This window comes from Lactobacillus sp. IBH004 (assembly GCF_026185255.2).
Lineage (GTDB): Bacteria > Bacillota > Bacilli > Lactobacillales > Lactobacillaceae > Lactobacillus > Lactobacillus melliventris.
Window position 1 is genome coordinate 359156 of record NZ_CP110217.2, and the last position, 25841, is coordinate 384996.

Sequence of the window (25841 nt, forward strand, 5' to 3'; positions counted from 1 at the left end):
ATGTAAAAAACAAGCAACCATTTGCTTGTTTTCTTTGCGTTGGTATTTGACTTGGGAAGATGTTGTTATTCTCCTTTAAAGGTGTTTTCCTCCACTTGACGAATAAAGTCAGCTAAATGTTTGTAATAAACAGCAGGATTATCAACCATGTGGTGGTGACCGCCATCAGGAGTTGTTACTAGGCGAGAATTAGGAATCTCTTTTTGCATAATTTTGGCGGTGGCAATCGGCATTGTTTCATTTTCACCAAAGGTTAGCAGTGTCGGCACCTTAATGTTTTTAAGTTGATCCCTAAAATGCCAGTCTTTTAGTTTTCCGGTAATTACAAATTCATTGTCACCTTGAAATGCCTGGTAAACGGCAGTACCGCCAATATCTTTTAGATGGTATAGCTTAGACGGTTGTTTACGATCAACGAAGTTAATGTTTAGTATATTAACGTCTTCTTGATAGCGTTCATTGTCGTAATCATTATTCTTTTCGCATTCATGCATAAAGTCAATTTCGGTTTGGGGCAAAACCTCTTGGCGCCGGCGATTAACGGCTTTAACGTAGTCATCAATATCATCAACCATTGAAGAAATAATTGCGCCTTTTAAATGTTGACCGTATTTGACGGCATATTCTTGGACTAGAAGGCCACCCCAGCTTTGACCGATGAGGTAAAAATTGTCTAAACCTAGCTTTTGCCGTACCTCATCAACTTCATCTAGGAAATACTCATAGGTCAAATACTTTTTAGCAATAGCAGGGTCAGAATAATCAGGTTGATCGGAATAAAGAGAACCCAATTGATCATACATAGTTACTTGTACGTCCAACCCCTGTTTTTTCAGTTGTTCAGCAGTGTCCTCCCAGTATTCATGATTGCCTCCGGGGCCACCGTGTAAAGCCAATAAATGGATATTTCCGTGGCCTTGAGTGTTCGTCCACAAATGATAACCATTATCTAATGTAATAATCTTTGTCCCAGTTTGCATAATTCTCTCCTTTAAACTTTATCTATTACTATCTATTTTAGCTCATTATGATAGAAAGAAAAATAAATCTCAGATAAAGGATAATTTAAAAAGATGCCTAAAAATAAGCGCTTCCGTGTTACAATTGGTTTACTATTGTAAATAATGATAAAGGAGAATGAAAAATGGCTGAACCCAAATGGTTAAAAGATATGAACTCTGATGAATATTTAAAAGAAGACTTTGATGCTACAGGCAAAAGCCGTTATACAGTAGAGGGGCTTAAAAAAGAGGATCCAGATTGGCTTGATAAAGCAGCAGAAAAGACCCATGCTGCCACAGGAGACGATTATGTTAAGCTTGACAGTGGATTATTAACAGTCAATCAAATTAACTGGATGTTGCGTAACACAATTGGCGAACTAACTTTTGTAGATGATAATAACCAATTCTTATGGTATAATCGTCCGGTTAATCCTAACGCCAAGATGAAGGCTAAGAGAGTTCCCGCACAAGTAGGAAATACCATGGGAGAAGTTCATCCTGATGTTCGCGATGTTATTCCCGAAGCTAAAAAAGTTGTTCATGCTTTGCGCACGAAGGAAGCTGGTCATAATGCTGTTTATATGCCTGTACCAACGGGAAACCTTAAGCAACTTGTTTTACATTATTACAAGCGTGTTGAAGATGATGAAGGTAACTATGCCGGTATTTATGAATGGGTACAGGACCTATATCCACTAGTAAAATATTTCTGTGAAACAACCGGACAAAAGTTGGTGGTCGATCCGGATGCTACGACAGGAGCTACGTACAGGCGTAATTCTGATCCTGATGCTCAAACTGGAGCTTCAACTAAAGCCGAAGCGGCCGCTGCAGAAGAAGAGGTCAAGAATGAAACTGAGCCGGACACGGCCACAGGCGCATCCCAAAACTAAGTTTAAATTAAATATTTATAAGTAGTAGTTAGACAGGTTCTAACTACTTTTTTGTTATACTAATAATATGTAGGCTTATAAACACAGTTAAGGTAAGCTGGTAGGGAGGAAGCGAACAATTTTAGCTATATTTGATAATATTTAATTTAGTTAATATGTGATTTTGCTATTGCTATTAACTTATGAAAACTAGAATAAATTATTTTTGATAGAGGTAATTATGTTATGACTTTTTACACACTTAAATATATTGAGCAAAATCAAAATACTAGTAAAACCATTCTCTACATCTTGATTGCAGTTGCGGCTTTAACAATGATCGCGTTCACTGTTTTGTATCTCAGGCACAGATTCGATACCCGCTACCGTGATTTGGGGATCATTGCACTCTTATTTTTACTTTTATTTATGGGCACACAATACGAAAAATACGTGCAAACGAACGTAGTAAAATCTCAGTCTGAGCAAATTGCACCATTTATAAAATCAGTTGCTAAAGATCACAATGTACCGGTTTCAGATGTGATGGTCAGTTCTACTACACTGCAAAACGGTTTAATCGTCAGAGTTGACTCAAAAGATATTGACTATCAGCTGGAATTAAATGATGACAACAATTCATATTCTTTAAAGCAGGCTCATGTGATTAACCACACGGTCGACATAAAGAATTAGGAGGGAAATAATAATGAATTATACGCAGCTTTTTATTAAATTCGTATTAGGTGTGTTAACTTTAATTTTTCAAATAAATGTGTTTGGCAAAAGCAACATCGCTCCCACGACCGCTTTGGATCAACTGCAAAACTATGTTTTAGGTGGTATTATCGGCGGCGTTATTTACAATGCCAACATTTCCGTCTTGCAATTTCTGCTCGTTTTGATCGTTTGGACTCTGGTGGTCTTTATCTTGAAATTTGCGCGGGAGCACAGCAACTTTATTCGCGGCCTGATTGATGGCAAACCAATTCAAATAGTTAAAAACGGTCAGGTTTTACCACGTAATTGCTTGTCTGCTGGGCTGTCAGCTAATGAATTAATGTTCAAATTACGCAGTCAGGGTATTTATTCTGTTGATCAGGTGAAAAACTGCATCTTTGAAAAGAACGGTCAACTAACGGTTATTAAAAAAGATGAGAAAAATGTCCGTTTTCCTTTAATTAATGATGGTCAAATTAACCAAGATGTGCTTGAATCTATTAATAAGGATGAAAATTGGTTAAAAGAGCAGCTCAAACAAGCCGGCTATAATGACCCTAGTGATGTTTTCTTAGGAGAATTTGAGAATGGCCAGGTTTCGTTTACTGGCTACAATCAAAAATAGGAAAGAGAATTAAATGGAAAATTTGAATAAGGCAAAGCAGTTAGTCCAAGAGGCGGAGGCTGTGGTTGTAGTTGCTGGTAATGGTTTGGCAAAAGTTGAGGGACTTGATCTTTTAGGTCAAGCAGATTTTGAACGTGATTTTCCCAGTGTTGTCCAAAAATACGATGTTCATTCAGTCGGATATGCACTGGATCAACATATTCCTTCATGGTCTGAAAAATGGCAACTGTGGTCAAGCCTTATTCAAAAATACTCCTTTGATTACCGCCCAAGTAGTACATTAAAAAATCTGTTGCAACTAATTAGTCATAGACAGTATTTTGTTGCTACCTCAGCATTTGGCCACTTTTTCGAAACTGCCGGTTTTAACGAAAACCGCATTTTTAACGCATTTGGCGATTGGACTAAAGCACAATGTGCGAGTGGGATTAATCATGGTCTTGCAAACATTCAGACTGCCGCTGAAAAAATTATTGCGGCCAAGCCAGGTACTGATCTAGCAAAATTAGTACCAAAATGTGAGGTATGTGGTCAGCCATTGGAAATTCATCTGCCGCTTAATGACCATTTTTATCCCGACACTGTTGCCAATTCCCGCTTTCGCTGGTTTTTAACAGGTAATGAAGAGAAAAAGACTGTCTTTTTGGAATTGGGAGTTGATGAAACCAGTCCGCAACTGCGCGAACCAATTGAACATTTGGTTGCAGAATACCCGCAATGGTCTTATGTCGCTGCAGATTATCCGCAGGAGACGTTGTTACCGGAAATTCAGGAGCGCAGTGCCGGTACAAATGCAGATACAGTTAGTTTAATTAATAATCTTGTAACGGAGTAACTGATTCTCAATGAGTATTTATGTAAAAAATGGCGTGCTCCATGTTTCTGGCGTTCAGAATAAAATCCGGGGCAAAGGGCAGGAATGGCCCGACTTTATTTCCGACTATACTATGCTGGATATCGAAACCACAGGTTTAAATCCCTACCGTGATCATGTAACCGAAATGGGTGCAGTTAAAGTCCACAATAACAAAGTAGTGGCTGAGTTTAGCCAATTGGTTGTTTATCCGCGGTCGAACCGGGTACCCAGTTTTATTACCAAGCTAAATGGCATTACTGAAGAGCTGCTTCTTAAAGAGGGAATACCGGTAAAAGAGGCAATGACAGCTTTTCGCTCATTTATTGGCGCGGATATTATCATTGGCTATAACGTCAATTTTGACTTAAATTTCTTGTATGATTTGGCCAAAAAGTTTCATTTACCAGAATTAAATAACGACTATGTCGATGTGTTGCGTTTGGCTCGTGTTTACTATCCCATGCAACATAATCGCTTGCTTGACTGCATTCAGCGCGCTGGTATTGCCCAAGTTGAGCAGCACCACGGCTTAGCTGACTCCCTTGATACTAAAAAAGTTTATGATGATTTTCGCCAGCATTTTACACCTGAACTTTTGCAAGAAGCACAAGGCAGGCTCAAAAATATGGATTTACTGCATGCGGAACTGGAAGCCTGGGAATTGGGCTTTCGCAATCCGGTTAATAATAAAAAGATTGCCTTTGCTCCTGAAGTAGAAATGGATAGGGCGCAAGCAGCTCAAATGGTAAATAATATGAACGGTCTAGCCCAGACTGGTGTTAAGCCAGATACAGACTATTTAATTATGAGTGATGACGGCTTTTTTAGTAAAACTAATCCGGAAACTCTCAAGGCCAAGGAATATAACCGTGCTGGCAGCAAAGTTAAGCGGCTGTCTGAAAGTTATTTTTTAAATATGCTTGATGAATGGGCCAGAAGTTAGAATTTAAGCAAGGAAATTGTTCAGCCTTGCTTTTTTATTATTTCCTGTTGCAAACAACAGTTCGATTAGCTATACTTAATTATTATTAACTAAGGAGCAATGTGAATGGCACGCAGGAGGAGCAGACGAAATACTAAGACAACTAACGCGGATTTTTGGGCAATTGTCATTATTATCTTGTTTTTATTCTGGTTTGTTTCAACTAAAGGTGGGTCAGACCCCAGTGGCCAACAAACGAGGAATAGAATAACTCGCAATGACCAGCAAAAGGATAATAAAATAGAAAAAGCTAAACCCGCTGCAAAAGTTTATGGTGGCTTATCCAGCCAGGACTATCAGAAATTGGCTGATTTAGATTTTAAAAGCGGCAGTTCTTCTTATATTACAGTTAATAATGACCATTCAACTTTAATTAAAAATGCCTGGCGCGTTAACCGGGTAATATATTCTGACTTGGACAGCTTAAACCGTACTTCCCACTCCAATACGGCTTTTTTGCAAAAGCGTAATGTGGCTAATGATAGCTTAAGAGAGCGGCAGTTTATCGAACCAACAGGTTGGCATTATAACCGGCGCAATGGTACCCAAATTTATAATCGCGGCCACCTCATAGCTTATTCTGTTTCGGCAGGTATTGATCTTGACGGCAATTTTAATCCGCGTAATCTTTCTGGTGACCAAAATAATCCAAAAAATCTGTTCACCCAGTCTGCTTTTTCAAATCAGAGGATTCAGACAATGTTTGAAAGCCGTATTCGTGTGGCTCTAAGGCAGAATAAAAAAGTAATTTACCAGGCCACACCCGTCTTTCGCGGCAATGAATTAATGGCACGGGGGATTAATTTACAGGCTGTGTCAACTGATGGCACACTGGATTTTAACGTTTATTTATTTAACGTCCAGCCAGGCTATTCCTTTAACTATAATAATGGTCGGGCTAAAGTAAATCATGAAATTTATGTGAAAGAAAACTATTAATTTAGCTTTCAAGGCAAAATTGCTCCTTTAAAAATAGCCAAATGTTCGGATAAATTAATAATTAATATATATGGAGATTAACTAAAGCGGCAGCAAGTTTTACTGCCGCTTATTCTGTTTGCAGCAAAGTAATTAAAAGAGAACAATAAAAGCTATTTGTTGATAATAATTAGTAATTTGTGCAATAATTACGAATATTTAGCTCTTATGCGGTGGTATGATAAGAAAATTACGAATTTTAATCAAGCAAATTAGGTTGTGTTCTCAAGCTTTTTATCTTAAAATTAGGAGAGTAGTAAAAGAAGAAATAAAGATGATAGTGGTGCGAGTTAATGGATAACAATAAATTTGTTGAAGTGAAAAACCTGCGGAAAGTTTATGACAACGGTCATGAAGCGATTAAAAATGTTAGTTTTTCTGTTAAAAAGGGCGATTTGGTGTGTCTGTTAGGACCTTCTGGCTGTGGTAAAACAACCATTTTGAATATCTTGGCCGGTTTACTAAATCCTACAGAGGGAGATATTTTATTTAACGGTAAGTCGGTCGTCAAAGTAGCACCCAAGGACCGCCATATTGGCTACGTTTTTCAAAACTATGCATTATATCCACATATGACTGTTTTGCAAAACGTCATGTTTCCGCTAATTGTAGGAGCTAATAAGAAGCCAAAGGCGGAAGCCAAAAAGATTGCTACCAAATATATGGAGTTAACCCAAATTACTGAATTAGCTGATCAAAAACCTGGTAATCTATCTGGTGGACAGCAACAACGTGTAGCAATTGCACGTGCATTGGTGCAAGAACCCCAAATTTTATTAATGGACGAGCCATTGAGCAATTTGGATGCCAGATTGCGCCTTAAAATTCGCGAAGAAATTCGTTCATTAGTTAAGTCTGTTGGTATTACTACCTTATTTGTTACCCATGATCAAGAAGAAGCATTATCAATCGGAGATAAAATCATTCTCTTTAATGACGGTGTTATTCAACAAGATGATTTAGGGCAAAACTTTTACCTGGAGCCTAATAATTATTTTGTAGCCAATTTTGTTGGCAATCCTGTAATTGATAACTTTAAAATAACTAAAACTGCAAATGAATTAAAGTCAAGCCAATTTACGATTAATCTTGCTGATCTGGAACAGTCCCGTTTTAAACGCGAAATTCCAGATGGTGAGTATATCTTGTCTGTGCGACCCGAAAATATTGTGCCCGACCCTGATGGTCTGTTTGAGACCAAGGTCGATGATATTGAATTAATTGGACGTGAACGTATTCTGAAATTTACATTTGATGATCAGCAAGTCCGTTCACTAATTAATCTGGAGACTCCAATTAAGAGGGGCGATCAAATTAAACTCAAAATGCGATTTAATAGGATATTTCTATTTACGCCTGAAGGAGAGCGAGTTTACTAATGAAGACTAATCAAAAGAAGGCTTGGCTTTTTTTAGCACCAACTATTATCTTTGTCACGTTATTTAGTATTTATCCCATTTTGCGAGCTTTTGGGATGAGCTTTCAGAGTGGTTCGCTAATTGACCTGCGCTGGAATGGCTTTAGCAACTATCAATATATTTTTAAAGACCCGGAGTTCTGGTTAGCGATTAAAAATACTGTGCTATATGCCATTATTTCTGTACCAGTTGGTCTAGCTATTTCAATCATGCTGGCGTGGATTATTTTTGACAAAGTAAAACATAAGTCATTCTTTGAAACTACGTTTTTTATGCCTTATGTCACCTCGACAATTGCCATTGGGATAGTTTTTCGCTATATCTTTAACGGTGATTACGGTATGTTAAATTTCGTGCTCAGATGCCTGCATTTACCAGCTCCCGACTGGATTGATGATCCAGCAATGTCTTTAACGACCATCATTATCTTTGGTATTTGGTCATCTTTAGCATTTAACATCGTCATATTAATGGGAGCGTTGCGTAATATTGATCCCAATTTTTACACTATAGCGGATATGTTTGGTGCCAGTGGTCGTGACAAGTTTTGGCGGATTACCATGCCCGAACTTGTTCCTACAATAGCTTTTCTGTTGACAATGAATGTTATTGGAGCATTTAAGATTTATACTTCTGTCTATGCCCTCTTTAACGGTCAGGCCGGAGTAGGTAATTCGGGAACGACTGCAGTGTTCTATATTTACAATAAGTTCCAAATTGTCGGTACTCCCGGTGTTGCTATGGCGGCAACAGTCATCTTATTCCTGATAATTCTGTTTGCGACATTCCTGCAACGCAAGATGATGAAGAAGATAGGAGAATATTAAATGAAACGAATTCGCATTGGGGTTTTATTCAGTTACATTATTTTATTTATCTTTGCCATCATTACCGTTTTTCCTTTTATTTATATGATTTTGGGTGGCTTAATGAGTTTTCAGGAAACCACTTCGATTCCGCCAACTTTAATTCCACACCATTTTGAATGGTCCAACTACGCCAAAGTTTTTGCTCGTGCCCCATTTGGACGCTACTTTGTCAACACGGTTCTAACAGCCAGCGTGACCACGATTGTTAGTTTGTTTAACTCTTTACTTGGAGCTTTTGCCATGGTCAATCTGCGCTTTAAAGGTAAAGGTTTAATTCAACTGGTGCTATTGTCTTTATTGATGGTACCAGGTGAAGCAATTATTTTTACTAACTACAACACAATTGCTCATATGGGTTTGCTTAACACTTATGTAGGATTGGTTTTGCCATTCTTGACTTCCATTTTCTACATGTATTACTTGCAGAGCTACTTTGGTTCAATTTCGGATACGATTTATAAAGCGGCCATGATTGACGGTGCCAGCGATTGGGATTACATTTGGAAAATTTTAGTACCAATGTCAAAGGGTGGTTTGTTTACTGTCGGTTTACTTAGTTTTATTTCTGGCTGGAATTCATTTCTCTGGCCATTACTTGTCACCAATGAAGATACAATGCGTCTTCTTAATAATGGTTTGTCAGCCTTTGCTTCTGACGCCGGCAGCGAAACACAACTGCAATTAGCTGCTGCAACTTTAACTGTTTTACCAATTTTAATTTTGTATTTAATCTTTAGAAAGCAGATCATCAAGGGGGTAGTGCGTAATGACCTTAAAGGCTAAAACCACCATCACGTTTTACAACGGCTTAAATACTATTGGCGGGCCAATGATTGAAGTAGCTTATAACAAGTCTCATGTTTTGTTTGACTTGGGTGAGGTCTACAGACCGGAATTGAATCTGCCTGATGAAAAATACCAGACTTTAGTTAATAATCAGTTGATTGGGGATGTACCTAACTTTTATGATCCAGAATTAACTGGTAAGCCACTTGATCATGAACGTTGGGAACACGCGGCTGCTTATATATCGCACCTTCATCTGGATCACAGCAAGGCCATGAATTTTTTGGCACCCGAAATACCTTTATATGCGGGACCATTAACGGCTAAGATGCTGCCGGCTTTGAATGAAAAAGGGGACTTTCTACTCCCAGCTGCTAAGCATGAACCCAGCTATACTCGCCCAATTATTGCGGCTGAGTATCAAAAGCCAATAGCAGTAGGCGATATTACGATGACTGTTTGGCCTAGCGACCACGATGCCTATGGTGCCACTGGCCTTATTGTTAAGACACCCGATTTAGCAATTGCTTATACCGGTGACATTCGCTTGCACGGTTATCATCCTGATTGGGTCAAAGAATTTTTGACAGCTGCAAAAGACTGCGACGTTTTAATTACTGAGGCAACCGGCTTTTCTTGGCCGGAAGAAAAGCATGACGAAAATAGCGCAGAATTTACCGGCCCTAAAAATGAGGATGAGTTAACCGCAGAATTTGTTCAGTTACAAAAAGATAATCCTAACCGGCAAATCACTTTCAATACTTATCCGACCAATGTAGAGCGACTGTTGCGCATTATCTCTGCTTCACCGCGTAAAGTTGTTTTACATGCCGCAAGAGCTCACTTGCTCAAGGAAAGCATTAATCAGGATTTGCCGTATTACTACTTGCCAGGGGAGCAAAAATTCGTTGATCTGAAACCAGAATTGGCTGTTCAATACAAAGAACTGCTAAACGATGATCACGAATTCCTCTGGCAGGCAGTTGCTGATTTTGAACATTTGCAAAAAGGAGGCTTATATATTCATTCAAATGCTGAGCCGTTAGGAGATTTCGATCCAGCATATCAGCCATTTTTGCAAAAGTTGGAGAAGCAAAATATTGAAGTTCAAATGTTGCGTTGTTCTGGTCACGCTGACGAAAAAGAACTAAGACAAATTATTGATTTGGTTCAACCACCAACACTGATTCCCGTGCACACATTGCATCCGGAGCTGGTAGAGAACCCTTATGGTAAAAGGATTTTACCAAAGCGCAATCAAACAGTTACGCTTTGATTAATCATAAAAATGTTGTTTAGTTTTTATATTTGGGAGGTTTTAACCAAATGAAGTTTAGTAAAAAGTTGGCCGCTGCGTTTGCTATTGGCTTAACTCTTGTTGGTACTGCAGCTTGTTCAAATGGCGGAAGCAATTCTAATTCTTCCTCATCTTCAAGTTCAGAAAAAATTGCTAAAGTCAAGAAGACAACCAATATTGTCTTTTGGCATGGTATGACAGGTGTGCAACAAGCTACATTAAAGAAGTTGACACAAGACTTTGAAAGCAAAAATCCTAAGATCAAGGTCAAATTGGAAAATCAAGGTGCTTATAACGACTTACAAGCTAAAATTAATTCAACTTTGCAGTCACCTAACAACTTGCCCACCATTACTCAGGCCTATCCTGACTGGCTCTTTAATGCTGCCAACAAAAACATGCTGGTTGATTTAAAGCCATACATTAATAGTAAAGAAGTTGGTTGGGGCAGTAGTGAAGCTTCTAATATCAAGAGTGCACTTCTTGATGGTGCTAAGATTAACGGTAAACAATATGGTATTCCTTTCAACAAATCAATCGAAGTTTTGACCTATAATGCTGATTTGCTTAAGAAATATGGTATTAAAAAAGCCCCGGCTACTATGGATGAGCTGAAGAAAGATTCACAAATCATCTACAACAAGAGTAATCATAAAGTCGTTGGTGCTGGTTTTGACTCATTATCAAACTACTACACTTTAGGCATGAAGAATGAAGGCGTTGACTTCTCAAGTAAAATTGACTTTGCTGGCGACACTTCAAAGAAAGTTATTAATTTTTATGCAGATGGCATCAAAGATGGCTACTTCAGAGTTGCTGGTTCAGAGCACTATTTATCCGGACCATTTGCTAACCAAAAGGTAGCAATGTACATTGGTACTTCTGCTGGTGAAGGCTTTGTTAAACAAGGAGTAGGCAATAAGTTTACTTATGATGTTGCTCCTCGTCCTGGTAAATACACCATGTCACAAGGTACTGACATTTACATGTTTAAGCATGCTTCAGCTGACCAAAAATCTGCTGCATTTACCTACATCAAGTTCCTAACTTCAAAAGCTAGTCAGCTTACATGGGCTAATGCAACCGGCTATGTTCCAGTTAATCAAGCTGCTGCTGATTCTGCCGAGTACAAGGACTCTAAGAAGCTTAAGCTGCCAGCTAAACTTGAAGATGCAATGGCTAACCTGTATAGCGTGCCAATTATCAAGAATGCCGGTGCAGCTTATGGTAGCTTAAATCCAATTATGCAAAACATTTTAGCTGCTGCACAAAAGAAGCAAAATGTTAATGATGCAATTAAAACAGGTAAAACAAAATTTGATGCTGCTTGGAAACAATAAAAACTAAATAGCAATTTTTATCATAGAGCTTGTCTTTTTACGGCAGGCTCTTTTTTTGTCCGTAATAAAAGCAAGAGAGTAACTGCTTAATAAATGTTCGTAATGTAGTGAACTATATAATTAAATAAAGAAAAATATACAAATAAAGCCGAATTTTTTTGGTTAATTTATTGTAATTAATCTATTTTTGCTATACAATTAATGGGAATTAATGCTCACAGTATCACTAGTGAGCGCGTAAAAATGTTCTGGAGGAAAAAATAATATTATGAATTTCGGTAAAAAGCTGGCGGCTATAGCAGTCGCGGGCTTGGCTTTAGTTGGAACTGCTGCTTGTTCAAATAACAGTAATTCGTCGTCATCAAGTTCAAGCAAAATTCCTAAAGTAACTAAGAAAACCACAGTTGTCTTTTGGCACGGGATGCAGGGTGCTCAGGAAAAAACTCTGAAAAGTTTAGCTCAGGACTTTGAGAATAAAAATCCTAAAATTAAGATTAAGCTTGAGCAACAAGGTGATTATGATAATCTGCAATCAAAAATTACTTCAACTTTACAATCACCTAAGAATTTGCCAACGATCACTCAGGCTTATCCGGGTTGGCTGGAAAGCGCAGCCAAGAATAAGATGCTGGTAGACCTTAGGCCATACATTAATAATAAAGATGTCGGTTGGGGCAGCGTTGCCGCATCAGGCATTAAACAGGATATGCTGAATGGCGCACAAATTAAAGGCACCCAATATGGTATTCCGTTTAACAAGTCAATTGAAGTTTTAATTTATAACCCCAAGATGTTTAAGGAGTATGGTATCGCCAAAGTACCTACAACTATGAGTGAGGTTAAAAAGGCAGCACAAACTATTTACCAAAAGAGTAATCACAAGGTAGTTGGTGCCGGCTTCGATGACTTAGACAACTACTACGTTTTAGGAATGAAAAATCAAGGTGAGAATTTCTCCAGCAAAATTGATTTTACCGGTACTAAATCTAGAAAGTTGCTTAACTACTTTATAAATGGGGAAAAAGCGGGCTACTTCAGAATGCCAGGTTCAGATAAATATCTTTATATCCCATTTACCAATCAAAAATTGGCAATGTTTGTGACCTCATCTTCAACAGAGACTTGGATTAAACAGGCGGCTAAGAAGGGCTTCACTTATGAAGTTGCAGCTCGTCCAAGTAAGTACACGATGTCGCAAGGGACTGATATTTATATGTTCAGCCACGCCAGTGCTATGCAAAAGGCAGCTGCTTTCAAATTTATGAAATACTTGTCTTCTAAAGACGGACAGATTAAATGGGCAAAAGAAACTGGTTATATTCCAGTTAATGAAACGGCTACTAAGTCTGATGACTATAAGGCAAACAAGGACTTTAAGCTGCCGGCAAAATTAGAGGATATTCTCAACTCCAATTCACTCTACAGCGTTCCTGTAATCAAGAATTCCAGTGCTACATATAGTCAATTGACTCCTATTATGCAATCAATTTTGTCAGCTGCACAAAAGAACCGTAATGTAGAAAAAGCTATTACAACAGGTAAAAACAAATTTGATGCTGCTTGGAAACAATAGTTAAGTGCTAAAATATTAAAAAAACGGGCCGAGGCCTGTTTTTTTATTTGTCGTTTTTCACTTGAATGGTAAGATAATAATGGCATAAGCAAGCTGGTAGTAATATCAACTAAATATAGCGGCCAGGGGTGAAAAAGTGATTAGAGAGCAAAAGTTTCCGGTGGAAACCAATTATAGATGGTATGACATCAGTAATTTGAGTGAAGAGGACAGCAATAAGCTGCAAGTAGATTTTAATTTCACTCCTGATATGATTACATATATTTCAGACAGACATGAACGACCGCACTATGACTATGATACGCATACGCACATTAATTTGCTTGTTTACGATGTACCTATTTGGCCTACTAAAGCGATTAAGCATTTTACAGCGCATCCTGTAACTTTTTTAATATCTGGGCAGAACATCTTTACTTTTCATACGCAATCAACCAGCTATGTCTTTGATGAATTCAATGACACTGCCACAAGACGGGAATTATCACTTGCACAAGATGTCACGGAATTATTAATGAAGTTTTTGTTGTATTTATCACAGTATTTTCAACGGGCGGTTACGCAGCTTGATACGGAACGCAACAGTTTGGACCAAAAACTATCTGGTGATATTAACAATAAAGATTTAGTGGAGCTGTCCAATATTGAAAAAAGTTTGGTGTATTTATCCAGTTCAATTCAGACTAATTTGATGATGTTGCACAGTTTAAAAATGTCTAAACTAGATTTTACTAAGCCCAGTCGTGAACGTCTTGATGATGTCCTGATTGAATCGAATCAGTCAGCAGAAATGGTGAAAATTTCGCAGCAGGTTACGCAAACCTTATCAGCAACTTCCAATAATATGATGAACAATAACTTGAATGATACTATGAAGTTCCTAACTGTTTGGTCTTTGGTTTTAACTGTTCCGACCATCCTAACTGGTTTTTACGGTATGAATGTCAGTCTTCCAGTTGGTCATAGTTCATCTGACTGGATTGCAATTACCGTGATCACAATTTTTCTGATGGTCTGGCTAATTGTATTAATGAAACGACATCATTTCTTTTAAACTGAGGCATTGATATGAAAAACAAAGTTTTGTTAGGCTCATTAATTTCGGCTTTAATTGCTTTTATGTTATATTCTGCTAACCTCAAAAGAGTGGAGAATAGCAGTTTAAAAATTGTGGGCGAAAAGCAAGAACAAGTTGTGAAAAATAAAAAAGGACAAAAGTCAGTTCGTGAACCCAAAGTTGCTAATGTTGAATATCCTAATCATATTAAAATTGCCTCTGGTAGTGAGAAAAAATGGGCAGAAAGTATTGCCCAGGTGATGGGAAAAGAACAGAGTTATCAAGTTTGCGTTCAGGATCTTACTAATAATAAATTTGCCGGCGTTTCTAATACTACTCAACATCATGGGGTAAATTCAATTAGCCATTTATTTTTATTGATTGCAATGACTTATCAAGAACAACATGGCAAGTCCATTGCCAATAAAGCCATCAAAATAAAAAAAGCTGATCGCGTTAAAGGAGAAAAACTCTTGCAAAAGGGAATTGCTTATAATGCGTCTTATTTAAAGCAATTAATGATGCAAGGCGACCAAACAGCGGCTAATGCCCTTCTTCGTACTGTTAAACCCAAAAAGGTAAACGCAGTTATTAAAAAAACAGGTGTTAAGGATACAGCAATAAAAAATAAATTTTCTAAATCACCGGTAGCTTTAACTACTGCTAATGATTTAAACAAAATCATGGTGAGTCTTTACCATGATCAAATTTTAAGCAGACAATACTCCAACCAGGTTTTGGGGACGCTAAACGCTGCTAAAATTAAGCCCAAGATTGTCCGTGATCATAAAGGTCTGATATATGCCATCGGTGACAGTAAAGCAAACGTAGCGCTGGTCCAATCTAATGGCAATGCCTACTGTGTCAGTGTGTGGAGTAGTAATGATCATAATTTTGCTAAATTAGGTAAAGTAGTTGATGGCTTTTTTAAATAACAATATTGATGCGAGCTTTACTAATTCTTTAACTTTTAAGTCCCGTTAACTAAGTGTTTTGGGGCTTTTTTGTTTTTTAAAAAATAATTTACACCTTGTAGATTGTATTCTTCACATTGTAGTGCTATATTATTCACTATGCTGTCAAAAGGAGGGGTGAAAATGATTAAAAAAAGAAGCCTTGATTTAGATAAGGTGATTGCGAAGGCGACGGAGCTGATTGGACGAAAAGGACTTTCCGCGACCACTCTGCCGAACCTAGCTAAGGAGTTAGGCGTTCGTTCGCAGTCACTCTATCACTATGTTTCAGGTCGCAAGCAATTGTTGTCGCTTGTAGGTGCAAGCAGAATTAAAATTTTAGGTAAAAAATTAGTTGATAATTTGATTGGAATTTCAGGTGAAGAGGCTTTACTTAAATTTGCTGATATCGTCCGCGACTTTATTCTGGATGATCCCGCATTAATTAGTATTCTTTATCATTTGAACGAATACCAAAAAGACGATGCTATTACTCAAGAAATTTTAAAGATAATAGCTTTGGCTGACAAACTAAATTTAAGAAGTGACAGCACGGTTTCACTCCATTCCTTAATTGGAGCAGTATTAGGATACGTTTTTTTAGATGTATCAGATTCTTTTACAGAAGAAACTAGTGAAGAGGCTGACCAGGGTTATCATGAATTAATTATTCAATTGGTTCAGCCCAATAAATTATTGCAAAAAAATAGAAAGGAAAATCAGAGTGCATAAACTAGTAAAAAATCATATTTTCTCGTTAATTGCATGGATCTTAATTTTAATCATTTCTGTTGTGGCTTTGCCGGACGTTACAGGGTTAACCCGTGAGCACTCAAATATTTCCTTACCGTCAGATGTTCAAAGTGAAGTTGCAAAGTCAATTCAAAATGACTGGGGTCCTAAACAAAAGGATACCTATCAAATTGCCGTAGTCTTTAATAAGCAAAAAGGCAAATTGACTGCTGATGATAAAGATGCCATTAACGAAACGGTTAGCAGATTAAAAGATGATCAGGATCAGTACGGTATCAAAATGGTATTGGGTCCAGACGATAATATTGCTACTAAGAAAAAGCTGCAATCAAAGGATAATACTACTTGGATAATGCAGTTAAACGTGGCCAAAAAGCACGGACCGATTAATGATGTTGAATCACAGCTAACTAAAGCAGTTAAAACAGCCGGCATTAGAACCTATGTCACTGGTGCAGATGTTTTACAAAATGCCTTTTCAAATGCAATTCAAGAAGGAATCAAGAAAACAGAAGTAATAACAGTTATCTTTATTTTCATCGTGTTAGTGATTGTCTTCAGGTCACCAATTGTGCCTTTGATCTCATTACTAACAGTTGGCGTTTCCTTTATTACATCATTTGCGATTGTTACTAACTTAGTTAAATACCAGAACTTCCCGTTTTCTAACTTCACACAAGTCTTTATGATTATTGTGCTGTTCGGAATTGGAACAGACTATAACATTCTCTTGTATGATAAATTTAAAGAGGATCTGGGTAAAGGAATGGGCCGCTACGAAGCGATGAACAGTGCCTTGAAGGTGGCTGGTAAAACAATTCTTTATTCCGGTTCTTCCATTTTAATTGGTTTCTCAGCGCTAAGCCTGGCTAACTTTTCAATTTACCAATCAGCTGTGGGCGTTGCAGTCGGCGTTGCTGTTTTATTAATAGTACTCTTGACCCTCAACCCGTTCTTCATGGCTGTTTTGGGCGAAAAAATGTTCTGGCCGGTAAAGAAATTTACTGGTGAGCATGAAGACAAATTGTGGCATGGTATTTCAAAGGGTACACTTGCCCATCCAATTATTTACTTAATTGTGTTAGCAGTAGTTGTCCTTCCTTTTGGTCTGATGTACACCGGTCATTTGAATTATGATGATACGGATGAGATTGATAACAGTGTGCCGGCTAAAGCGGGGATGCTCGTTGTTGAAGATCACTTTTCAAAAGGAATGGCCGAACCATCAACTCTTTATATTAAGAGTGATCACAAACTTGATAATGAAGCCGACCTACGTCTAATTGATCAATTAACGAGACAGCTTCAGGCATCAGATGATGTAGCATTTGTTACCTCTGTTACCCAGCCATACGGAGAAAGCATTGATCAACTTTACGTTAAAAATCAGCTGGATACTGTCAATCAAGGAGTTGATCAGGCACGTGCCGGTTTAGGCAAACTAAGCAATGCAAGTAAAAAACTAACTGCAGGTGCAAGTAAATTAGCGGATGGTACTAGTCAACTGCAAAGTGGTACTGGCAAGTTAGCTGACGGTGCCAGTCAATTGCAAAGCGGAACTGGCAGACTGCAAAATGGAGCCAGCCAATTGCAAAATGGTACTGGTCAATTGCAAGGCGGCGCCAGTCGCCTGCAAAATGGCACACAGCAAATGACTAGTGGCTTAAACCAATTAAATTCGCAACTTGCAAGTGGTAGTGCCGGTATTGCAAGTGCGCAGAAAAATACCAAGGCTGCTTTAGAAAAGAGTTATAAAGCTAATTTAGCAAAGAGTATTGGCAGTATTCCGGGCTTAACCCAGCAGCAAAAAATGGCTGCCATGCAAGCTGCAGGAGCTGCTTTAGAAAAATCTTGGGCAGAAGCTTCCGCCTCAATGCCAGATGTATCTGGTCAAATGGGTCAGCTGCAATCCGGTGTCGGCAGGTTAGCTACTGCTTCTGGCCAGTTAAACAATGGGGCTGCTACTTTGAATGGTGGCATTGGTCAGCTTAATTCTAGTGCTGGTCAATTAAGCTCGGGTATTGGTCAAGTTAACTCTAGTACTGGTCAATTGAGTTCTGGTATCGGCCAACTGAATTCTAGCGTTGGTCAACTGAACTCTGGCGCCGGCAAGCTGGCTTCAAGCACACCTAAAATTACTGATGGTGTGGATCAAGTAAATAACGGACTTGGTCAAGGAGCCGCTTACCTTAATGGCTTAGCTAGTTCTTCTGCTGCAGATACTTTCTATATTCCACAAGAATTTATCAAAAACGATACTTTCCAAACTTCGATTAAGAATTATTTGAGCCCTGACAAGAAGTCAGCCATGCTGATGATTGTCTTCAAGTCAAACCCAAGTAGTCTTAAAGCAACCAAGAAAGCGCAGGATCTGAGCTTAATGGCTAAAAAGTCTTTTGCAGGTACTCGTCTTAAAAAAGCCACAGTAGCAATGGGTGGCGAAAGTTCTAACATCGCTGACATTAAGGATATTGCCAACAGGGACTTTATTAGAACTGCTGCCATTATGCTGATTGGTATTGGTATTGCCTTAATTTTTGTCACTCGTTCACTTTTGCAACCTGTTTACATCTTGGGTACGCTTTTAATTGCTTACTTCTGCTCATTATCAATTACAGAGTGGGTAGTCAAAGCTACTTTAGGCAAAACTATGCTAACTTGGAACACACCGTTCTTTGGCTTTATCATGTTAATTGCCTTGGGTGTTGATTACAGTATCTTCTTAATGACACGCTACCGTGAACTTGAAAACGGCAGCCCGAGTCAAAGGATGCTTAAAGCGTGTGGTATAATTGGAACTGTGGTAGTTTCAGCTGCCATTATCTTAGGTGGTACATTTGCCGCATTAATTCCTTCAGGAATTCCGACTCTGATTGAAGTTGCATTGGCAGTGATTATTGGTTTGCTAATTCTAGTATTTATTATGCCGATTACCTTGTCAGCTGCAGTCAAGTTGACTTATGAAGGTGTTCATTGGCGCAAGAATAAACGTGCTAAAAATTAAGCGAAATTAATTAAATGGTTGAAATTCTCATTTAGAGAGTTTCAGCCTTTTTTGTTCAAAACAATTTTTTAATTCATTTACAAATGTTAATTAGTTATAGTATAATATTTTTAATTAAATTTTAAGTAGAAAGCAAGGAATACTGGCATGTCAAGACAAGTAAATAATCAATAAGCTCTAGTTGTAGTTTTAAATCAAGCACCACTTTTAATTTTTAACTCAACGTAGAGCGATCATAATTTATCAGGTAGAGTAATTTTAGCTGCTTATAATTGCGGTCTTACTTTACTAATTACGCGTATACATTGAGGTGTTATAGTGGAATTAATTAAAATAGATTATTTACAAATTGATGTAGCAGCTGCTAAACTGCTGACTGTCTCAAATTTGAGCATCAATTCTAGACAAAAAATTGGTTTAATTGGTAACAATGGTGCTGGTAAAACCACTTTAATGAAGATTCTGGCTCAAGAAAAATTGCCGGATTTATTTACTATTAAAGGTGCAGTTATTAACAATTGTAATTTTGCTTATGTGCCGCAATTGCTTGATGCTGGTGATAAGAGTGGCGGGCAAAGAGAGAAATTAGCTCTCAGTAGGGCGGTTGCCAAATTGAAAAATCTGCCTAAGAGCTTGCTGCTTTTGGACGAACCCACATCTAATTTGGATATTACGCAGCAACAATGGCTAATAAAGTTAATAAACAAAAGCAAAATTGCCTGTTTAATTGTCAGCCATGACCAGAACTTTTTGAATAGTGTCTGTAATTCAATCTGGTATATTCAAAATCAAGAACTGCACAATTACTCAGGAACATATGAAGAGTTTCGCAGTTTTAGGCAAGATGAACAAAAACGAGCAGAAACGATTTATGAGCAAAAGGAAAAGCACCTTGAGCAGTTAAAGAGAAGTTATAATCAGCATTTTAATCAGGCCAGAACTTTTGCTCGTAACAAAAAAGGACTTTCTTCATCAGATTGGCGGTCAAAGTCGCTGGGAAAACAAAAAACTGCAAATAATGTTATCAGAGCCAGTAAAAGTCTTGCTAACCGCATCAATAAGGAAAAAGGAGAACTAAAAAAACCGCCAGTTCATCATGCAATTACCCTGAAAAATGGTAATAATGGGATAAGTGATCTGTCTATTTCTGCGAAAAGCAAGGCATTACGGCTAAAGAAACAACCGCTCAATGCTTATGGGCAACAGTTATTTAATCTTACGCAGGAAGTAAATCTTGCTTATGGTTCAAAAGTAGTTTTAACTGGGCAAAATGGTGTTGGCAAGACCGTTTTTCTAGAACAAGTTAAGGATAGGAAGCTGCATGGTTTTTATAGTCCACAATTAAAAATAGGTTATTTTAACCAAAACATAGTTGCGAGCCAAACAGATAAAACTTTATTTGATTCTCTTTTTGCCACCAGTATCTTTACTGATAGTTCGACTATGCAGGTCTTGGGCGATTTGCATTTGCGCCAATATGGCGAGCACAAAATAAGTGATCTTAGTGGTGGCCAGCTTGTGTGTTTCAATTTAGCAAAAATAATTACCGGTCAATATAATTTGTTACTGCTTGATGAACCCACAAACTTTTTAGATATTGCCTCTATTAATGCACTGGCGGAATTTGTGAGAGATTATCCGTTTGCTATGATACTGGTATCACATGATCAGGCATTTATTAAACAACTCAAAGTTAAAAAATGGCAAATCAAAAACGGACGTTTAATAACTTCCGCAGCACATAAAAAGAAGCCGTTAAGAAGCAATAATAATGAATTAGAATTGCTCAAATTTAAACTAGATCGATTAATGCTTGATTCGCAGGCTTCAATTGCTGAAATAAAGCAGGTTAAAGAACAAATTCAAAAATTACAGTAAAAAAATATTGTATTAAAATAACGATAAAGACATTTTCCTTATCGCTATTTTTGTTTTATGATTAACGTATTATAATTATTGATTAAAGGAAGCTTCTCATGACTACTTGTCCAAACTGTGGTCGTCCCATTACTGATGTGGATGTTACCTGTCCTAATTGCCACTTTGATTTACAAAAATATCGTGAAACTTTTTTCACAGACCAACACGAAAAAGCTCATTTTGAAGACGAAAAAACCGCTAAAAAAATTGCCAGTCGCAAAGTGTACCGGCAAGAATTTTATCCGGAAAAACAAAATTCAGTTATTGAGCGCATGCTGCAATGGATTCATGTTAACAGCATGATTGTTTTTCTGTTGGGCATTACACTATTAATTATTATGAGTTTTTCCCGTAGTTTTGGCTGGATTTGCTTTTTTGCATTGCTCGTTTGGCTCTACTTTGTTTGTAGTCGTGCAGAAAAGATAGAGCGCTATACTGTGGATCTGCGATTAACACAAAAAGTAAATCAACTTGGGTCTAATATGTTTAATAATGTGGCTGAGTCTAAAGAAAAAGTTAAAGCGAAAAGCAGATTGGCCCAAAAGGGTAATAGACATAAGGAGAACATTCAGGTAAACAAGCATTTTACCTTTGTCCAGCTTTTAGTCGTTTTGCTAGCAGTTATCAACTTGATAGTTTTATTTACTGGATCGGGCGCATCTGTCTTAGATATGACTTACGGTCAAAAAATGTCAATTACACGAGTCACTTTCGGACTTGCTGGCAGACTTTTTTCTTCCAATGCTACATTGCTTTCTGGAGTTGTGCTTTGTGTAATCTGGCTAGTCATGGTTCTGATTCCGTTATTTATTATATACAATACTATGAGGGATACTAAAAAGAATAGGACAATTGCATTTATCCTTTCTCTAATTGAAACTGTGTTTCTCATTTACCTTATATATAGAATGTCTAATAGCACACTGTCAAACCGAGGAATTTTACATAGCATCACCAGTCAGCTGCTCTTATATGCGGTCTCAATTGGTGCGTCAACATATTTCTTGATTTTGGCCAGCGTAATGACTACGGGACTAACAGGGTACAATCTGTTACGTCACCGTTAAAAATGACAACTAAAAAGCTGATGAATTAACGTCTAACAAAGACGCTATTCATCAGCTTTTTTAATTTATGCTCTTATACTGATTATTTTGTCGGCATAGAAATTACTAAGTGCTGGTTGACAAAAGCCATCAAACCTAGGTCACTAAGTTCACGACCATAGCCTGATTTTTTGACACCACCGAATGGTAACTCAGCAGAACTGATCCATGTGCCGTTGATTACTGTCATACCAGTTTCAATTTGTGCAGCTACATTTTGTGCACGTTTAATGTCGGAACTGATAACAGAAGAACCTAGACCGTAGCTGGAATCGTTAGCTAAAGCAATAGCAGCATCTTCATCTTCTACTTCGTAAACGATAGCAACTGGGCCAAAGAACTCTTGGTCAAAGGCAGGATTGTCACGATCAACATTGGTTAGAATGGTTGGACGGAAGAAAGCACCATCTGAATCAATTTCAGGATATTGGTAGAACACTTTTGCTCCTGCTGCAATAGCACCATCTACTTGTTTAGTCAGTTTTTCCTTAGCAGCTTGTGAATTCATTGGCGGCAAGGTAGTAGCTGGATCAAGCGGATCTCCTGCTTTTAAGCTAGAAAAGACCTGCTTTAATTCTTGCAATGTTTCTTCATAACGTGACTTAACAACAATAATCCGTTTGGAAGAAGTACATACCTGTCCGTCGTTATAGGTTCTGGCTGAACTAAGAGCCTGCTTCAAAACTTCAGGATCAGCATCGTCAAGAATGATGAAGGCATCGTTACCTCCAAGTTCCATAGTAGATTTCTTCAGATTTTTACCCGCATTTTCTGCAACAGAAGAACCACCACGTTCTGAACCGGTTAGAGCTACTCCTTGAATTCTTGGATCTGCAATCATTTGGTCCAGCTGATCATAACTTGGATACATATTAATCAGACTGCCTTCGGGTGCTCCAGCCTGTTTAATAATTTTAGCAATCAAAGCTGCAGAGCCAGGAACATTGTGGGCGTGCTTCAGAATGATAGGATTACCAACAATAAAGTTAGGTGCAAATACTCTGATTACTTGATAAAGTGGGAAATTCCAAGGCTCACATGCCATTACCACACCTGTTGCCTGCTTTAAGTAATATGCATCACCTAATTGAGAATCAATTGGTTCAGGTTTCAGCAATTCGGGACCCTTGTCAGCAAAGTAATCACAAATAGAGGCGCAAAGATCAACTTCACCTTCAGATTCGCCAATCATTTTACCCATTTCACGGGTCATGATTTCGGCCATTTCTTTTTTATGCTCGCGCAAACCATCAGCAATTTTGTGCAATGTTGCTGTTCGAGTCTCAGGCCCTTCATGACGCCATTTTTGGTAAAGTGCGTTAGTTAAATTTAGTGCATCTTCTATTTGTTCAGCTGTCGGGTTGTCGTAGCTGGCAAAATTTTCATTAGTGTAAGGATTAATAGATTGATATTTAGCCATAATGTTATCTCCTTAAAAATATTTGTAGGATAAGCTTATCAATAAAATAAAACGTTTTCATCAATTATTATATCACATACAGAATATTTTACTAATAATTAGTAAGTAAATAATAAAAATTATTTTATTGCTTGCAAAAGATAATTTAATGAACAATCTAAATATTGATTAGCGTAAGACATCGCGTGTTTGGTGCCAGATATTATTTTTAAGTCAACCGCGTGATTATTTTGTGCTAAATAGCTAACAAAATCGAGTAAGTATGGGATAGGCGATAGCTCATCGGCAGAATTAATCATTAATAACTGGTGTAAATTGGTGTAATCATAAGATTTAGCATCCATCTTTTTTAATGTTTCTTCATTTTCTGAGCCTGCATAAGCCAAAGTAAAATATTTATAAAAAGCATTATTGATATCATGTAAATCAGATAAGCCCAGTTCTTTACGACCATCAACTGATGCTTTGACATCCTGATGGTCTTTCATCCAGGTTGAATAACTGACAGGAGCCGACCAAGTAACAGTAGGGAAGCCATATTTACCTGCAATATTAAGTGCCATTGTGCCGCCACTGCTGGCACCGATTTGGGTAATGTTGGGCTTTTTATTATTCACAAAGTCAGTTTTTAACAGCCATTCAACAAAATTAATGCTGTCTTGGTGCGCAATCGGAAAAAGATGTTGCGGTGCAAGGGAATAATTAGGTACAAAAACTGTAAAGCCTTGGTCAGCAATATTACTACATAAGGCTTTGAAGCTGCTTTTGTCGCCGCGAAACCAGCCACCGCCATGCCAAAACAACAATATATCATTCGAATTACTATTATCTGGATGATAAATATCTGTTTGCAATTTTCTTGGTTTATCATAAGTAACGTCAGTGATAATTTGGGTCATTAAGTTCTCCTCCAAAAATTATATTGTTAGTATCTATTATACTTTAACTGAAAGCTGTACTTGCTTTAAAACTAGCTTCCTTTTATTTTTAAAAGCAAAATATTTAATTTATTTAAATATTAGTATTTAATGAATTAAAAAGTAATCACGCTGCATATTTTTTGGTAAAATGAGGCTTAAATTGGAGGTAAGTTATGCATCTGTCTGCTAAAGCTAGTCGAAGATTAATCAATATTCTGACCGTTGTCAGTGGGATTATCATTATTCTTTTGTGTATTTATTGGTACAAAATGGGAATATTTACTAGTCAAGCTAAAATGAAAGCATATTTGGCTAATAAGAGAATAATCGGACCAATTATTTTTGTTTTAATCCAAATAATTCAGGTTGTTATTCCTATTATTCCTGGCGGGGTCTCACTTCTGGGAGGAGTTATCTTCTTTGGACCAGTAGCCGGATTTATTTATAACTACGTGGGAATCTGTGTTGGTTCGATTATTAACTTCTTTTTAGCGCGCTTTTATGGCAGACCGTTTATTCTCCATATTGTTTCTGAAAAAACTCTTGATAAATATATGAAGTGGACTAAAAATCAGCGTAAATTTAACTGGTTTTTTGCGATCTGTATTGTTGCACCAATGGCGCCAGATGATGTTCTCTGTCTTTTAGCTGGTTTAACCGATATGAAGTTCTGGACTTATTTTTGGATAATTATCTTAGGTAAGCCTTGGACTATTCTTGCTTATAGCTTCGCACTTGATTTCGGCATGGACTGGTTGCTCAAACTGGTTGGTCACTAATGGTCAGTCGCGTTTATTTACGGCCATTTAATCTAGCCGATGCACCAACTTTACTTAAATGGGGCCAAGATGAATATTATCAGCGTTTAGCCGGCTTTGGTCATTATCAAAATTTAGCAGAAGCTGAAGTTGCTGCAGGACAGTATGCTGCCAGAAAATATAGTTATGGCATTTGTTTGAGTAATTCGCAGCAGTTAATTGGCTTAGTTGAACTATATAATAGGGGAACTAACGAAGAAGAACTGCTGCATACTAAAGAAGTTGGCTTTTTGCTTGATAAAGATTTTTCTGGTCACGGGTATATGACGGAATCTTTAAAAATACTTTTTGACTATGCCTTCAAAAAGCTTGATCAGTCGGAAATTTGGGCTGGGACTTATCAAAATAATACCCGTTCACAAAATTTACTTGCTCGTTTAGGCTTTAAGCTGGTTTATTCGGTTGATATGAGTAAAGTAAGTAGTCTTTTTGAATATCAAGAGGATTTTTTCTTGTTGAAAAAATCAGGTTGGCTTGATCTTGAGCAAAAACTTAAATTTTGAAAGAAACCTTTTTACTAAAAAATTGTAAAAAACATTAAAACTTATTTGCTAAAAAATGCATAATAGC

The 25841-nt window shown here is 37.6% G+C and carries 23 protein-coding genes; 20 read left to right on the forward strand and 3 right to left on the reverse strand.

The annotated features are described in order from the left end of the window. Positions 1-65: 65 nt before the first annotated feature. Entirely contained in the window at positions 66-980 is a 915-nt protein-coding gene (locus tag LDX54_RS01715; RefSeq protein ID WP_122025658.1) for a proline-specific peptidase family protein, read from the reverse strand. 164 nt (positions 981-1144) lie between these two features. Here LDX54_RS01715 and LDX54_RS01720 point away from each other — a divergent pair, with 164 nt between their 5' ends. The 18 genes from LDX54_RS01720 (at position 1145) to LDX54_RS01805 (ending at position 22074) form a co-directional block, all read left to right on the forward strand. Then, positions 1145-1897 carry a PAS domain-containing protein gene (locus LDX54_RS01720; protein ID WP_265667051.1) on the forward strand — a complete coding sequence of 251 codons (753 nt, stop codon included), beginning with the start codon at positions 1145-1147 and terminating at the stop codon, positions 1895-1897. 225 nt (positions 1898-2122) lie between these two features. Next, on the forward strand, positions 2123-2572 hold the full coding sequence (locus LDX54_RS01725) for a DUF3290 domain-containing protein (protein ID WP_046324303.1): 450 nt from the start codon (positions 2123-2125) through the stop codon (positions 2570-2572). Positions 2573-2585: 13 nt separating this feature from the next. Beyond that, the gene (locus LDX54_RS01730) at positions 2586-3221 is read left to right on the forward strand and encodes a DUF421 domain-containing protein (RefSeq protein ID WP_174794917.1); all 636 of its coding nucleotides are present in this window, start codon (positions 2586-2588) and stop codon (positions 3219-3221) included. Positions 3222-3234: 13 nt separating this feature from the next. Further along, positions 3235-4056: a Sir2 family NAD-dependent protein deacetylase gene (locus LDX54_RS01735; RefSeq protein WP_265667050.1), complete on the forward strand. Its 822-nt coding sequence runs from the start codon at positions 3235-3237 to the stop codon at positions 4054-4056. Between the two features lie 10 nt (positions 4057-4066). After that, complete coding sequence (locus LDX54_RS01740; protein ID WP_265667049.1) at positions 4067-5020, forward strand: exonuclease domain-containing protein; 954 nt, start codon at positions 4067-4069, stop codon at positions 5018-5020. A gap of 105 nt (positions 5021-5125) precedes the next feature. Further along, positions 5126-5998: a DNA/RNA non-specific endonuclease gene (locus LDX54_RS01745; protein ID WP_265667048.1), complete on the forward strand. Its 873-nt coding sequence runs from the start codon at positions 5126-5128 to the stop codon at positions 5996-5998. A 332-nt stretch (positions 5999-6330) separates the two neighbouring features. Beyond that, the gene (locus LDX54_RS01750; RefSeq protein ID WP_265667047.1) at positions 6331-7416 is read left to right on the forward strand and encodes an ABC transporter ATP-binding protein; all 1086 of its coding nucleotides are present in this window, start codon (positions 6331-6333) and stop codon (positions 7414-7416) included. Next, positions 7416-8282: a sugar ABC transporter permease gene (locus LDX54_RS01755; protein ID WP_046324309.1), complete on the forward strand. Its 867-nt coding sequence runs from the start codon at positions 7416-7418 to the stop codon at positions 8280-8282. The genes LDX54_RS01750 and LDX54_RS01755 overlap by 1 nt, the downstream gene beginning before the upstream one ends. Beyond that, positions 8283-9107, forward strand: coding sequence for a carbohydrate ABC transporter permease (locus LDX54_RS01760; RefSeq protein ID WP_046324310.1), 825 nt, complete (start codon positions 8283-8285; stop codon positions 9105-9107). It begins immediately after the preceding gene. Then, positions 9091-10386, forward strand: a complete 1296-nt coding sequence (locus LDX54_RS01765) for an MBL fold metallo-hydrolase (protein WP_265667045.1) — start codon at positions 9091-9093, stop codon at positions 10384-10386. Before LDX54_RS01760 ends, LDX54_RS01765 begins: the two co-directional genes overlap by 17 nt. Before the next feature lie 50 nt (positions 10387-10436). Next, positions 10437-11747, forward strand: a complete 1311-nt coding sequence (locus LDX54_RS01770) for an extracellular solute-binding protein (protein WP_110445618.1) — start codon at positions 10437-10439, stop codon at positions 11745-11747. Positions 11748-12015: 268 nt separating this feature from the next. Then, positions 12016-13320, forward strand: a complete 1305-nt coding sequence (locus LDX54_RS01775; RefSeq protein ID WP_265667044.1) for an extracellular solute-binding protein — start codon at positions 12016-12018, stop codon at positions 13318-13320. A gap of 136 nt (positions 13321-13456) precedes the next feature. After that, positions 13457-14374, forward strand: coding sequence for a magnesium transporter CorA family protein (locus LDX54_RS01780; RefSeq protein WP_046324314.1), 918 nt, complete (start codon positions 13457-13459; stop codon positions 14372-14374). 14 nt (positions 14375-14388) lie between these two features. Then, positions 14389-15312 carry a serine hydrolase gene (locus LDX54_RS01785; protein WP_265667043.1) on the forward strand — a complete coding sequence of 308 codons (924 nt, stop codon included), beginning with the start codon at positions 14389-14391 and terminating at the stop codon, positions 15310-15312. A 162-nt stretch (positions 15313-15474) separates the two neighbouring features. Further along, the gene (locus LDX54_RS01790) at positions 15475-16062 is read left to right on the forward strand and encodes a TetR/AcrR family transcriptional regulator (RefSeq protein WP_046324316.1); all 588 of its coding nucleotides are present in this window, start codon (positions 15475-15477) and stop codon (positions 16060-16062) included. Next, complete coding sequence (locus LDX54_RS01795) at positions 16055-19087, forward strand: MMPL family transporter (protein WP_265667042.1); 3033 nt, start codon at positions 16055-16057, stop codon at positions 19085-19087. Before LDX54_RS01790 ends, LDX54_RS01795 begins: the two co-directional genes overlap by 8 nt. Before the next feature lie 318 nt (positions 19088-19405). Continuing rightward, positions 19406-20965, forward strand: a complete 1560-nt coding sequence (locus tag LDX54_RS01800; RefSeq protein WP_265667041.1) for an ATP-binding cassette domain-containing protein — start codon at positions 19406-19408, stop codon at positions 20963-20965. Between the two features lie 98 nt (positions 20966-21063). Then, positions 21064-22074, forward strand: a complete 1011-nt coding sequence (locus LDX54_RS01805) for a zinc ribbon domain-containing protein (RefSeq protein ID WP_265667040.1) — start codon at positions 21064-21066, stop codon at positions 22072-22074. Between the two features lie 82 nt (positions 22075-22156). Here the strand turns inward: LDX54_RS01805 and LDX54_RS01810 are convergent, their stop codons facing one another. Both LDX54_RS01810 and LDX54_RS01815 read right to left on the reverse strand, forming a co-directional pair. Continuing rightward, positions 22157-23533, reverse strand: a complete 1377-nt coding sequence (locus LDX54_RS01810) for an NAD-dependent succinate-semialdehyde dehydrogenase (RefSeq protein WP_265667038.1) — start codon at positions 23531-23533, stop codon at positions 22157-22159. Positions 23534-23652: 119 nt separating this feature from the next. Then, positions 23653-24432, reverse strand: coding sequence for an alpha/beta hydrolase (locus LDX54_RS01815; protein WP_265667037.1), 780 nt, complete (start codon positions 24430-24432; stop codon positions 23653-23655). A 194-nt stretch (positions 24433-24626) separates the two neighbouring features. On the opposite strand from LDX54_RS01815, the gene LDX54_RS01820 reads away from it, so the two are divergent. Together LDX54_RS01820 and LDX54_RS01825 are read left to right on the forward strand one after the other, a co-directional pair. After that, the gene (locus tag LDX54_RS01820; RefSeq protein WP_046324322.1) at positions 24627-25232 is read left to right on the forward strand and encodes a VTT domain-containing protein; all 606 of its coding nucleotides are present in this window, start codon (positions 24627-24629) and stop codon (positions 25230-25232) included. Further along, positions 25232-25774 (forward strand): GNAT family N-acetyltransferase, encoded by a 543-nt coding sequence (locus tag LDX54_RS01825; RefSeq protein ID WP_046324323.1) that lies wholly within the window; start codon positions 25232-25234, stop codon positions 25772-25774. Before LDX54_RS01820 ends, LDX54_RS01825 begins: the two co-directional genes overlap by 1 nt. Positions 25775-25841: the final 67 nt, after the last annotated feature.